Source organism: Dyadobacter sp. LHD-138, from assembly GCF_030929615.1.
Classification (GTDB): domain Bacteria; phylum Bacteroidota; class Bacteroidia; order Cytophagales; family Spirosomataceae; genus Dyadobacter.
In genome coordinates this window covers 151,718-165,518 of the sequence record NZ_JAVFVU010000010.1, presented here as the reverse complement: position 1 = coordinate 165,518, position 13,801 = coordinate 151,718, and the positions used below count along the sequence as shown (strand labels likewise).

The window sequence follows — 13,801 nt, the reverse complement described above, 5'->3', positions numbered from 1 at the left end:
ACAAAGAAGTCAAGTTTTAAAAACGGGGACGCCCAGTCTTGACTTCTTTTTCTTCCTCATCCATTTCCCCTTCCCGGTGACCTCGTTTTCAAATTCCTTATTTCCTTAAATCGTGAAAAGAGTAATAGCCTGTATCATTCTTGTAAGTCTCCTAACACAATGTGTATCCAAGGAGACAAAACTCCAGGGTACCTGGCGAACGGATTCCATTTCTACTTTTGTTAACGGTTTTACGCATACCAACAACTCACAGGATGAACATTGGTCGCACTTTGAGTACAACAGCAAAGGCGAAATTTTCGAGCGCAGAAAAGCCGAGTTCAGAAAATACAACTATAAAGTTTTGTCATCCGACTCACTGGTTTACCTTGATTCTGCCGGCAGTTTCTTAACCGGCTATAAAATCCTTAAACTAAACGACAAGCAATTGGTTTTAAAGAAAATACAAAAACCATATCTTCCCGGCAAAAACCAAACGCTTTACGAAACACGTTTTTTTTCTAAAATTCTTCCCGATCATATTTCCGCGTCAAAATGATCCAACGACTGATTTTATTGCTTTCGCTAGGTAGCGCTTTATTCGCCTGTAAAAAGAAAGATCAGGATACCTTATTTGAATTATTACCTTCCTCCGAAACCGGCATCAGCTTTTCTAACAATCTGAAGGAAGATGAGAAACTCAATATCCTCACGTACGAATATTTTTACAATGGCGGTGGTGTAGGTATTGGAGATATTAACAACGACGGTTTGCAGGATATCTTTTTAGGCGGCAACATGGCCGAAAGCAAATTATATCTGAATCGGGGTAATCTGAAATTTGAAGATATTACAACGGCTTCCGGTATTGCGCTTTCAGATAGCTGGTCGCGGGGAATTTCCATGGTGGACATCAACGCCGATGGCCTTCTGGATATCTACGTTTGCAGGGCCGGGCCACGATTGGCCGGACCGCGGTCGGTCGGGCCGCGGTCCACAGATCCCGATTTCGAATCTCGTCCCAATTTATTGTACATCAATAAAGGCAAAAATAAATTTACCGAAGAAGCCAAAAAATACGGACTTGACTACGCGGGCAATACTACCCAGGCAGCTTTTTTTGATTATGACCACGACGGAGATCTGGATGTTTTTCTGGTAACCAACGTCATGGAAAGAAAGGGACCGAATGTCGTCAGGCCCAAAAGAACGGACGGCTCCGCTTTAAGCACCGACCGGTTGTATCGCAATGATGGCACAATTTCCGGGCAACCCGTTTTCACCAATGTTTCCAAAGAAGCCAATATATTGACGGAGGGTTTTGGCCTCGGTGTTTCGATCGTGGATATCAATGAAGATGGCTGGCCGGATGTATACGTTTCCAACGATTATTTATCCAACGACCTGCTTTACATCAACCAGCAGAACGGGACGTTTAAAAACGAGATCAACGATTATTTCCGTCACCAAAGTTATTCCGCGATGGGTAATGATGCCGCTGATATTGATAATGACGGGCTGGTGGATTTCGTCACATTGGATATGTTACCGGAAGAAAACACGCGCCGTAAGAATATGTTCGGGTTAATGAATTATGACCGGTACCTCTCCGAGCAACGCATGGGTTATCAGCCCCAGTTTATGCGAAACACGTTGCAGCATAACAACGGTAATCGTCCCGGAACAAATCATCCTTTTTTCAGCGAGATCGGGCGGTTTTCAGGAATTCAGGCTACGGACTGGAGTTGGAGCGCCTTATTTGCCGACTACGATAACGACGGCCAACGCGACCTGATGATCACGAACGGCTACCCTAAAGATATCACAAACCGGGATTTTGTCATTTACAGGATGGCACAATATCAGCAGCAAATGCAGTCGGGGAATGTGAACAATACGCCAACGATCAACGCACTAAAAGAAGTTGAAGGCGCGCATGTTGCCAATTATCTGTTTAAAAATAACGGCGACCTCTCGTTTAAAAATCAATCAGAAGCCTGGGGTTTTGACAAGCCATCCTTTTCCAATGGCGCGGCCTATGCGGATCTGGACAATGACGGAGATCTTGACCTGGTGATCAACAACATTGATCAGGAAGCATTTGTTTATAAAAATCACGCTGAAAAACTTCCAGACCATCATTATCAGCGTATCAATTTAAAAGGCCCGAAGGAAAACCCACACGGTTTTGGCGCAAAAGTGACCATCTATTATGGCACAGAAAAACAGTTCATCGAGCATTCGCCGTACCGCGGTTATCAGTCATCGGTTGAAAGTACGCTGCATTTTGGTTTAGGAAAAAACAAAAAACTGGATTCGGTTCGTATTCTCTGGCCGGATCAAAAAACGCTGCTGCTAAAAAATGTTCCTGCCGACCAGGTTTTAACGACGACCTATGAAAAAGCCAAACCTGAAAAAATCATAAATCCGGCGATACCTGCGCCTCTCTTTAAAGAAGCATCAGACATTACCGGAATTCATTACAAGCACACAGACGAGTTATACATTGATTTTAAGGTACAGCCACTTTTGCCACACCTTTTATCTCAAAACGGCCCCGGTATTTCTGTTGGTGATATTAATGGTGACGGACGGGAAGACTTTTACATTGGCGGTGCTTTCAAACATTCGGGAAGCTTTTTTGTGCAAAATGCCCAGCAAAAATTCACGGAGAAACCACTGACGAAGGCGCAAAAATTTGAAGAAGATATGGGCTCACTCCTCTTCGATGCGGACCAGGACGGCGACCTCGATTTGTATATCGTGAGCGGGAGCAGTGAATTCCCAACGGATTCTAAATATTATCAGGACCGCCTTTATCTCAACGATGGCAAAGGAAATTTCAGGTTAGATCCAACTGCTTTACCCGTTAACACAACAAGCGGTTCTTCCATAAGTGCAACGGATTTTGACAAAGACGGTGATCTCGATTTGTTTGTCGGAGGCCGGCTTACGGCGGGTCAATATCCTGTTTCGCCAAAAAGTGTTATACTCAGAAACGACCATGGAAAATTTACCGATATCACTTCAAAAATCTGTCCTGAGCTAAGAAATGTAGGCATGATAACCACCTCGCTCTGGACTGATTTTGACCAGGATGGGTGGACAGATCTGATCATTTCCGGAGAGTGGATGCCACTGACTTTTTTCAAAAACAGCCATGGAAAACTTGTCAACGTAACGGCATCAACAGGCTTAACCCATACACAAGGCTGGTGGAACAGCATTGCCGCAGGAGATTTTGACGAGGATGGAGATATTGATTACGTTGCCGGAAATGTTGGATTAAACACAGAAGGCCGCCCCCAAACCAATAAACCACTAACACTCTTCGCAAAAGATTTTGATAAAAGCGGAACGATGGATCCGGTTATCTGTCAATATCTGGGAGAAAACCTATACCCTGTACATCCACGCGATGAAATGACCAGTCAGATGAATTTTCTCAAAAAACGATTTGTCTACTATGCAGATTACGCCAAAGCGGAAATGAAGGATGTTTTCACGATAGAAGAGCTTAAAGATGTTTCCAAACTGGTATGCGAGCAGATGCAAAGTGTTTTGCTGGAAAACCTCGGACATGGGAAATTTAAACTCAAGCCACTCCCCATCGCTGCCCAATTAGGACCTGTTTATGGTATCACCGCAGGAGATTATGATCTTGACGGGCACCTTGATTTGCTGCTCACTGGAAATTCCTACGCACCGGAATCCATCAGCGGCCGGCTGGATGCTTTTAACGGCTTGCTGCTTAAAGGAAACGGGGAAGGTGGTTTTGTACCGGTTTCTGCTGCCAACAGCGGCTTTCTGGTGGAAGGAGATGGAAAAAGCCTGGCGGTCTTAAATTTAAATGATGGAAAAAGACTGGTGCTTGCTGGGCAAAATAATGATTTACTTAAAGTCTTTTCTATGGAAAAAACATCTGAAAAATTCATAAAAATACAGCCCTTGGCAAACGACAACTGCGCTGAAATTATTTTTAAAGACGGAAGTAAAAGAAGGCACGAATGGAGCTATGGCTCCGGATATCTGTCGCAATCGTCGAGGGTGTTAAATGTCCCGAAAGATAATTTGTCGGCAATAAAAATTCATGATTCCAAGGGGAATGTTCGTTCGGTGAATCTTTCAAAATAACCATTACTAACCTACCAGAACCCTTACTTTTTTGATCCTTTTCTTGTCGGCAGACTGCACCTTGAAGGTGATTTCCCGATGCGTAGCAATCTCGCCGGTTCGTGGCAATCTCGAAAAAAGTTCGAGTAATAGTCCGGCCAGAGATTCACTGTTCCCACGAACTTCATCAAAATAATCCGATTCAAGATTCAGTATTCTGCACAGGTCGTTGATCAAAACTTTGCCCTCAAATACATACGTATTCTCGTCAACCTTCGTGTAATTGACCTCTTCTTCCTCGTCATATTCGTCGTTAATATCACCAAAAATTTCTTCAATGATATCTTCCAGCGTGATCAAGCCACTTGTTCCGCCGTATTCGTCAATCACAATCGCCATGTGCACACGCCGGTTCTGGAATTCCTTCATCAGGTCGTCCAGCCGCTTGCTTTCCGGAATAAGGTAAGGCTCCCGAAGTAATTTTTGCCAGTTAAAGTGTTCGTTATGATGCAGATAAGGCAGTAAATCCTTTACATTGAGCGTTCCTTCCACGCTATCTAAGGTGTCACGGTAAACAGGAACTCTTGAATATCCCGATTTATTGATCTTGTCCATTAGCTCATGAAAATCCATTTCAATATCAAACGCGGTGATATTTACCCGCGGCTGCATGGCTTTTCTGGCATTGGTCTGCCTGAAATTTGCCAGGCCTCGTAACAGATCCGTTTCCTCTTCACTTTCCGCCTTTGCTTCAAATCTTTCCGTAGAAATTTCGGAACCTTCGGGCGTCAATATCCCAAAAAAGTACCCTAAACGCGTTATCGGTTTGGTTAACGGCTCACAGATCCTGATAATCAACTGCGTTGTTCCGGCAATTTTGGGAATTAATTCAGCCGCATTTCGTGCCGTGTAAAACCGCACCATCACGTCCAGCCAAATCCAGAACGCCAGGACGCCCAGGGCTATCCAATGAAAAATAGTTTCTTCGTTATCCTGAACCTGAAGCCAGGTAAACCGGGCAGCCAGTAAAAGTGCGAGTAACGTTACGCCACGCTGAATAATCGAAAGTGCGAGCTGCTGAATGCGGGTGGGAAGACTTCCTTCGGAAACACTTTTTCGGTCCCACGGATTTTCCATGGCGCCGGCTGCCGCGTAGGAGGCTCTGATTCCTGAAAGAATAAGAGAGACAACCAAAAGGATAAAAACAAGAATTAATTCATAAACGGCAAAACGATCAATGGGTATAACCATCCCGGCCAGCAGAGGGAGCGTACTTTTAACGGGATAATTTATCCCCGCACGCTTTCGAGACAAAGGATCGTCACTATCGGCAGGTTCTTTCACAAAAAGTCAGAAAAGTTCATAATACACCCAATATAAGAATTCTACCCAAAAATCTTGTTGCTTATTTAATCTGTAATGTAAATAAACATGTTTCCCGGGTAGAATTCCTCTGAAAATCAGAACGGTAAATCGTCATCATCATTCCCGGCAGCCATCGACGGCGGAATCGGATCATTTGCTCTTGGCGCCTGGTTGTTAGACCTTGGTGCCGAAGATTGCTCATGCCCCTGATTACCTGAATGGTCACCAGATCCACCTGTATTGGGTCCGCCAAGCAGCGTCATGCTATTTGCACGAATGGTTACGCCAGAACGCTGCTGTCCTTCTTTATCCGTCCAGTTATCCGTCCGGAGTCTTCCTTCGATATAGACAGAATTCCCTTTTTTTAGATATTTTTCGGCCACTTTTGCCAGTCCTTCCCACAACTCGATACGGTGCCATTCGGTATTTTCTACCCTTTCGCCATTCTTATTGGTATAAGCCTCGGTTGTAGCGATACTGAATTTCGCCACCGCGGATCCGCTTTCCAGATACCGTACTTCCGGGTCGCTTCCCAGGTTTCCGATTAAAATTACTTTGTTAACACTTGCCATGATTTTGTGCGCTTGTGATGATTGTGGATAATTAAATTCAATATACCGGATATTAGTTCAAATAAACAAATTCAAATTTTGCATAAATCCATCCGGCAACGGAATAATCCTACATTCCTGTTTCAAATATCTCTTTCACTGATTTTCCCCGTCACCTTATCCTTCAAAATTAATTTATTGCGGCCGTCATGCGTTACTTCCTGTTTGATCAGGTAATGGTTTTCATCATATTCGACGTAGTTTGACGGTTTGGTCACGCCCTCTTGCCCACGCCAGACCGGAAGTTCCACTTTTTCCCACAATTTGGTCTTTGCTGACCGGTAAGCCGCATCGATAATGGCATTGACAACATATCCGTCATAAAAGGTTTCAGCCGGCTCACGCCCCGCTTCCGCCGCGTTGAACATATCCGTAAACATATGGTTATATCCCAGTTCATTTACTTCATCGCCCACCGGAAACAGCCATCCGCTTTTACTTTCAGCCTTTTCTGCAACATAGTCACCGCCGCTCCCCGAGGTATACATTTCAAAGCCGGTTCTTAGGAAATTGTTTATCCAAATTGTGCCTTCGGTTCCCATCACCTCGTCCCGCAAATCCATCCCGCCACGAAACGTCCAGCTTACCTCAAACTGCCCGATGGCTCCGTTTTCATACTTCACCAGCGCAATCGCATGATCTTCGGCCTCGATCGGCTTCACCTGCGTATCTGCCCAGCACATCACCTCGACCGGGCGAATATCTTTGCCGATAAAATTCCTTGAAATTTCAATACAGTGGCAGCCCAGATCGAGCATGCAACCGCCCCCGGCCTGTTCAATATCCCAAAACCATTCGCTATGCGGCCCCGGATGCGCCTCTCTGGATTTGGCCCAGATAATCCTTCCCAAGGCTCCGCTTTTCACACTTTCGAGCGATTTCAAAAACTTCGGTGTATAACAAAGGTCTTCCAGATATCCGGCGAAAATCCCCGCTTCCTCCACCGCCCTTAACATCCGCAGCGCCTCATCCGCATTTCTCCCCAACGGTTTCGTCGAAACAACCGCTTTTTTATGTTTTGCACAAAGCATAACCGCCTCTTCATGGACATTGTTGGGCAGGGCGATACAAACCATGCTCACACTCGGATGTGCAATCACTTCTTCCATATTCGCCGACCAGAAATCACAGCCGTAATCCTCTGCAAATTTTTTGGCACTTTCTTCCCTTCGTGCATAAATGGCAACAACCTTATCCCGGCCCCGCTGGCCATGAATTGATTCAGCATAAAACCGTCCGATGAATCCGGAACCCAACATGGCTATTTTTTGCATACAATAAAGTCTTAGGTTTAGTAATTAATTTCTACGGACTAAAAGCATCGCAACAGCATCAAATACTAGGTTGTTCAGCGCTCCTTTTATTATGATTTGTTAAAAGAAAAATTCCTCCCTCAGCAAAGTATCCATCAAAATCGGCTTAGGAAGCACTTCAACTTCATTTTTGGTATAAAATGCCATATCCTCCGGCAGTTCAACAGATTCATTTTCAGGAATAAAAACCCACCAGAATCTGACCAGTAATCTTTGATGCGTGAGTAAATGCGTATATGCTCTATGTACCTGCCGGAGCTTCCCTTTTTTCTTCCAGTCCTGTAAAAATTTGTCCGCCGGTAAATCATCCGGATTATCAATATCCGCGGTAGATTCTACCAGATAAAAATCGTACAATCCTTTCCAGATATCTTTTTTAAGTCGCTCATGCATCGCCAGACTTTCTCCCTTTTGTAAAATAAAATAATTAAAATACCGGTTTTTAACCGCATTCTTTTTCATTTTGACCGGAAGCTTGCTCTGCATGTTAAACGCATAGGCATAACACATATAGGTAAAAGGACAAACCATACAATCGGGTGAAACAGGCACGCACTGCAGGGCTCCAAATTCGATCATGGCCTGGTTGTAGGTCGCGGGATCCTCCTGCGAAATGACTTGTTTGGCCAGATCTGTAAATTCTTTTTTTGCTCCTGAGCTTAAAATATCCGTATCAATTCCAAACAAACGGGACATGACCCTGTAAACATTTCCATCAATCGCCGGGACTGCCTCACCGAACGCAAAGGAGGCAATAGCCGCTGCCGTGTAAGCGCCAAGCCCTTTGAGTTTTGCCAGCTTCACGGCACTTTCCGGGAAGTTGCCTTCCCACACTTCCACGATATGCCTGGCGGTATGGTGCATGTTTCGGGCCCGCGAATAATAGCCCAATCCCTGCCAAAGTCGCAGTACATCACGCTCATCCGCAGCCGCCAAATCAAAAACGGTGGGGTAATTCAGTAGAAATTTTTCGTAGTAAGGCGTGCCCTGCGCAACACGTGTTTGCTGCAAAATTATTTCCGAAAGCCATATTTTATAAGGATCCGTTGTCTGTCTCCACAGCAGCGGACGGTGGTTTTCAAGATACCAGGATTTGAGTTTTGCGTTAAATTCAAGTAGTTGTAAATGATCGGGTAGCATAACGTTTAGACTTATGTACGCTGTTTTTTAATGAATTAGAAAAAAAATGAAAATGCTAACCTTTTAAAATATGGTAAAATTACCCTACCTTTGTGTTCCCAAAATTTAGAGGAGGAAATAAATAAACGAAATAATATCCACTTAAAGTAAACAATCAAAGTGACTAAGGCAGACGTAATCGCACAAATTTCCGAGAAAACAGGTGTAGACAAGGGCGATGTTCAACAAACGCTAGAATCGTTTTTCACCGTGGTAAAAGACTCACTTGCAGACGGTGAAAATCTATATGTTAGAGGTTTCGGTAGCTTTATCAATAAAAAGCGTGCCCGTAAAGTAGCTCGTAATATCTCTCAAGGAACTTCAATGATCATTGACGAGCATTTTGTACCTAGCTTTAAGCCAGCAAAAGTTTTTGTTGAGCAAGTTAAAGTGAGCGACAAAATGAAAGATTTAGCTGAAAAATAATTTACCTAAATAGGTTTGATTAAAACAGTATGAAAAAGTCTATAATTCTTTCTTGCGTATTAGCACTGGCATTGGTCGGAACACTTTACAGTCTTCCGAAAGTTGTTGTGAATACAAAAGCAAAAGAAGTGGACACCGAGAAGAGTGAGGTGGCGGCAGCACCCGGTGCTTCGGCATCAGCTACTCCGGCATCCGAAACTCCCTCAAACATGCATGATGGAGCCACTTTTTCTCCTGAACAACAAAAACAAGTTGATCAACAGAGAAGTGGCTTCAATCAGGCAAGTGGAAAAGAAAAAATAACGGCCGGATTAAAATTGTCTGACACGTTTGCCAAACTTCAAAAGTTTGACAGCGCCGCACGTTATGCCGAACTGGTAGCCCAGTTATCGCCCTCGGTTGAGCATGTTACCAGGGCTGGTGACCGTTATTATGAAGCATATGGATTTGCCGTGGATGAAGCCAAGGCGAAGGCCTTAGGGAACAAAACACGCGAATTTTACGGAAAAGCAATTGAACTAAATCCTGGTCTGCTTGCTGCGAAAGCCAATATGGCCATGACTTACGTGAATACAGAAAACCCGATGCAGGGAATTTTGATGTTACGTGAAGTGCTGGACACGGATCCTACAAATGAGCTGGCTTTATTTAACCTTGGTATTTTGTCCATGCGTTCGAACCAATACTCGAAAGCGTCTGACAGGTTCAAGCAAATACTGACCAACAACCCTAAAAATACAAAGGCTAAGTTTTATTTAGGACTTACACTGGTAGAATTGGGTCAGAAGGAAGAAGCCCGTAAAGTACTGGCAGAAGTGAAGAAGGAGGAAAAAGACCCGGTGATCCAACAGGCCATCGTGGAGCTTCAAACCCGTCTTGATAATTAAAAATGTAAAACAATTATTTTTTATTATATAAACGACATAAATTTATGCCTTGCGGAAAGAAAAGAAAGAGACATAAGATTTCAACTCACAAGAGAAAGAAACGTCTTAGAAAAAATAGACATAAGAAGAAATAATTGATATGTGACCGGATTTATAGTATGAATCCGGTCATATTATCTCTTACGATATATATGTTGCCTGTCTTTTCATGTAAAAGCAGGAGGTTGAGTATTAACTTTATATAGCCATTTGGTTGGTTGAACATTGAGTAACGAATTACTAATAAATTCTACTCAAAAGGGAGAACGTATTGCCCTTTTGCAGGATAAACGTCTGTTAGAATACCACGTCGAAACACCGGATCAGAGCTTTACCGTTGGGGATATTTACCTTGGTACAGTTCGGAAACTCGTGCCTGGGCTTAATGCCGCATTTGTAGACGTGGGGTTTGAGAAAGATGCTTTTTTGCATTACCTGGACTTAGGGCCTAACATCAACTCGCTCAACAAATTAACCAAGGATGTAATTTCCAAGCGTGTCAATTCAGGCAAGTTGAGTAACTTCAAAATGGAGCCTGAAATTGAGAAACTTGGCAAGATTGATAAAGTACTCTCAAAGAATCAACCGATTCTGGTTCAGATTGTAAAAGAACCAATTTCAACAAAAGGTCCCCGCCTATCGTGTGATATTTCCATAGCAGGTCGTTACATCGTTTTAGTTCCTTTTTCCAATTCAGTAAACCTTTCCAAAAAGATTACTGACAAACAGGAAAGAACACGTTTGCAACGCCTGATGTCTTCCATCAAACCAGCCAACTTCGGTGTCATTATCCGTACCGTCGCCACTGGAAAAGATGTAGACGAACTGAATAAAGATCTTCAGGATTGTCTTGACAAGTGGGAAAATGGCATCAAAATGCTTCGTGATGCCAAACCCCGCGACCGTGTGATCGGCGAAATGAACCGCGCTTCTTCCATTATCCGTGACATGCTCAACGAATCGTTTGACAGCATTACGGTGGATTCAAAAGAAGTTTACGAGGATATTAAAGCCTATATCCACAACATTGCACCCGACAAGGAAAACATCTTAAAACTGCATAACGGTAAGAATAAGATATTTGAACAATTCGGTTTAGAGAAACAAATTAAATCTCTTTTTGGCCGTTCGGTGAGCTTGCCAAACGGCGGTTATCTGATTATTGAACATACAGAAGCTTTGCACGTGATTGACGTGAACAGCGGAAATAAGTCCAATTCGGAAGAAGATCAGGAAGCTACGGCGCTCAGTGTAAACATTGAAGCAGCAAAAGAAATTGCCCGCCAGTTGCGCTTGCGTGATATGGGCGGTATTATCGTTGTCGATTTCATCGACATGAAGAAAGCGGAAAACAAGCGCGTTCTTTTTGACATGATGCGCGACGAAATGAAAGGAGACCGTTCAAAATATACGGTGCTTCCGCTTTCGAAATTCGGGTTACTGCAAATCACACGTCAGCGTGTAAGGCCCGAAATGAATATTGTTACCCGCGAAACCTGCCCAACTTGCGGCGGTACGGGAACAATTCAGGCGAGTATTCTGGTAACGGATATTATCCTTTCGAATCTGGATTATATTCTTTCAAAACAAAATGAACGTGGTATTACCATCGCGCTTCATCCGTTTATCCACGCTTATTTTACAAAAGGACTGATTTCTGAACAGGTAAAATGGTTCTTCCAATACAGAACCTGGGTGAAGCTGATCAAGGATACGTCGTTGGGCGTGATTGATTTCAAATTCCACAACAAGTACGGGGAAGAAATCGAGATTGTTCCGGGAAGCTGATTTTTGGCTGTTAGGTTTTAGCTTTTAGGATGGCTTGTTCCGAAGTTCGTTTGTATTTTCTTTATTTTCCTTTCCAGATTGGCATTCGCTTTTCTTTAAAAGCGGCTGTACCTTCTTTTGCGTCTTCGGATTGCAGGATTTTGTCTAATTGACTTTTGAGATAACGGTGGTATTCATTTTCAGGAATAGCCGATAGATTTCGGAGCGCCTCCATGCCTGATTTAATCGCGTAAGGTGCATTGGAACAGATCGATTCAGCAAGTTTGGCAACTTCCTCCCCGATGATTTCTTTCGCAGCGATTTGGGTAACAAGGCCCAGATTCAGCGCGTCTTCTGCTGAATAACTTTTCCCCGTTATTGACATTTCCAATATCTTCCTTTTGGGCATAATCGGAAGCAACGACGCCATCACCTGCATCGGCCAGATCCCTCTTTTTACTTCCGGCAAGCTATAACCCGCTTCCGGGATACTGACTACGAAAGTGCACCCGCAGATGATTAAAAACCCTCCTGCCAAAACAGAACCCTCAACCTGTGCAATACATGGTTTGCATAAAGTCGAAAAAGCGTCGCCCAGCCGGACTTCTTCCTCGGGTTCAGGAAGTGCTGGATTTCTTTGATCAGCGGCCGGATCATGAAAAGCGTTAAGATCAGCCCCGGCACAAAAAACCGGGCCCTGGGCTTTAATAACGACACAGCGAATTGCATCCTGAAACTTTGCATACGCCAACGCAAAAGCTATTTCATTCACCATGGTTGGTGTAAAAGCGTTCCGTTTTTCCGGGCGGTTCAGTATGATATCAAATACATGTTCGTTCAAAGAAGTTTCAATATACAGGAACTGAACAGCGTCGAAGTTCCGGAGAGCCTCTTCTTTGTAAAACGGCATAGCAAATATCGGTTTGGTCGAGACTCCTAATTTACAACTACTTCTTCCAGCATGCTTATATACTGACTGATACCCGCGTTGATTTCGTGCAGATAAATAAATTCATTGGCCGTATGTGACCGTTCTGAATGGCCCGGCCCCATTTTTAGCGACGGACAATCGAGCAGTGCCTGATCCGAAGTAGTTGGCGAGCCATAGGCGGTCCGGCCACGTTTTAAGCCAGCCTGCACAATCGGATGCTCCATAGGAATGCTGGAAGGACGCAAACGAATGGAACGTGCGCTCACTTCTGACTGAATCTTGGCCTGAATGATTTCAATAATCTCTTCCAATGTGTATTGGTCCGTTGCCCTTACATCGATCGTAAAAGCACAGGCATCAGGCACCACGTTATGCTGCGTCCCGGCATTGATCATCGTTACAGACATTTTGATCGGGCCCAAAGTCGGGGAAACTTTCGGAAATTTATAATTCCGGATCCAGTCAATATCCTGAATGGCCTTATAAATCGCATTATCCCCTTCCTCTCTGGCCGCGTGGCCGGATTTCCCTTTTGCAGTACAATCCAGCACCAGCAATCCTTTTTCAGCCACAGCCAAATGCATTTCGGTAGGTTCCCCCACGATCGCAAAAGAAATCTCGGGTAACTCAGGAACAACGATTTCCAGCCCTTCTTTTCCTGAAATTTCCTCTTCCGCGGTTGCCGCAATCACGATGTTATATTTTAAATCCTCACGCTGATAAAAATGACAAAAAGTAGTGATTAGCGAGACCAGACAACCTCCTGCATCATTGCTTCCTAAGCCGAAAAGTTTATCGTTTTCGACCAAAGCCTCAAACGGGTTCAGTGTCCAGGATTTATTTGGTTTCACTGTATCATGATGCGAATTTAATAACACCGTTGGTTTTGAGGCATCGAAAAACTTATTGTAAGCCCAGATATTATTCTTTTTTGTCTGAAAAGGAATATTTTTCTGTCTGAAGAAATCCTGGATCAATGCGGCGGTATTTTCCTCTTCCTTGCTGAACGACGACGTTTCAATCAGCTTTTTAAGAAGCACAATAGCCTCCTCAGATAGTATTTTAATATTTTCAGAATCAGTTAAAGAAGACATATTTGGACTTTCTGGTACAACAATATTTTGGGCAAAGGTATAAAAAAAGGAAGTTGCAGCGATACCGGCAACTTCCTTTCCATATTATATATCTGTT

Annotated in this window: 11 protein-coding genes; 5 read left to right on the top strand and 6 right to left on the bottom strand. The window is 43.8% G+C overall.

Annotated features, from left to right (window positions below; all coding sequences use genetic code 11):
* Positions 1–112: 112 nt before the first annotated feature.
* Both RB622_RS09460 and RB622_RS09455 read left to right on the top strand, forming a co-directional pair.
* Positions 113–538, top strand: coding sequence for a hypothetical protein (locus tag RB622_RS09460; protein WP_308046303.1), 426 nt, complete (start codon positions 113–115; stop codon positions 536–538).
* The gene (locus RB622_RS09455) at positions 535–4,113 is read left to right on the top strand and encodes a VCBS repeat-containing protein (RefSeq protein ID WP_308046302.1); all 3,579 of its coding nucleotides are present in this window, start codon (positions 535–537) and stop codon (positions 4,111–4,113) included. The genes RB622_RS09460 and RB622_RS09455 overlap by 4 nt, the downstream gene beginning before the upstream one ends.
* A 6-nt stretch (positions 4,114–4,119) precedes the next feature.
* Here the strand turns inward: RB622_RS09455 and RB622_RS09450 are convergent, their stop codons facing one another.
* The 4 genes from RB622_RS09450 to mutY form a co-directional block, all read right to left on the bottom strand.
* On the bottom strand, positions 4,120–5,436 hold the full coding sequence (locus RB622_RS09450; RefSeq protein WP_308046301.1) for a transporter associated domain-containing protein: 1,317 nt from the start codon (positions 5,434–5,436) through the stop codon (positions 4,120–4,122).
* Between the two features lie 116 nt (positions 5,437–5,552).
* Positions 5,553–6,029 (bottom strand): single-stranded DNA-binding protein, encoded by a 477-nt coding sequence (locus RB622_RS09445; RefSeq protein ID WP_308046300.1) that lies wholly within the window; start codon positions 6,027–6,029, stop codon positions 5,553–5,555.
* Between the two features lie 122 nt (positions 6,030–6,151).
* Complete coding sequence (locus RB622_RS09440; RefSeq protein ID WP_308046299.1) at positions 6,152–7,342, bottom strand: Gfo/Idh/MocA family oxidoreductase; 1,191 nt, start codon at positions 7,340–7,342, stop codon at positions 6,152–6,154.
* A gap of 99 nt (positions 7,343–7,441) precedes the next feature.
* Positions 7,442–8,521, bottom strand: a complete 1,080-nt coding sequence (mutY, locus tag RB622_RS09435) for an A/G-specific adenine glycosylase (RefSeq protein WP_308046298.1) — start codon at positions 8,519–8,521, stop codon at positions 7,442–7,444.
* 159 nt (positions 8,522–8,680) lie between these two features.
* On the opposite strand from mutY, the gene RB622_RS09430 reads away from it, so the two are divergent.
* From RB622_RS09430 to RB622_RS09420, 3 genes are all read left to right on the top strand, one after another.
* Complete coding sequence (locus tag RB622_RS09430; RefSeq protein WP_308046297.1) at positions 8,681–8,986, top strand: HU family DNA-binding protein; 306 nt, start codon at positions 8,681–8,683, stop codon at positions 8,984–8,986.
* Between the two features lie 29 nt (positions 8,987–9,015).
* A complete protein-coding gene (locus tag RB622_RS09425) occupies positions 9,016–9,873 on the top strand; it encodes a tetratricopeptide repeat protein (protein ID WP_308046296.1) in 858 nt (285 codons plus the stop codon).
* Positions 9,874–10,137: 264 nt separating this feature from the next.
* A complete protein-coding gene (locus tag RB622_RS09420; protein WP_308046295.1) occupies positions 10,138–11,700 on the top strand; it encodes an Rne/Rng family ribonuclease in 1,563 nt (520 codons plus the stop codon).
* 61 nt (positions 11,701–11,761) lie between these two features.
* Here the strand turns inward: RB622_RS09420 and RB622_RS09415 are convergent, their stop codons facing one another.
* On the bottom strand, positions 11,762–12,589 hold the full coding sequence (locus tag RB622_RS09415; RefSeq protein ID WP_308046294.1) for an enoyl-CoA hydratase-related protein: 828 nt from the start codon (positions 12,587–12,589) through the stop codon (positions 11,762–11,764).
* A gap of 26 nt (positions 12,590–12,615) precedes the next feature.
* Complete coding sequence (locus RB622_RS09410; RefSeq protein ID WP_308046293.1) at positions 12,616–13,704, bottom strand: M20 family metallo-hydrolase; 1,089 nt, start codon at positions 13,702–13,704, stop codon at positions 12,616–12,618.
* Positions 13,705–13,801: the final 97 nt, after the last annotated feature.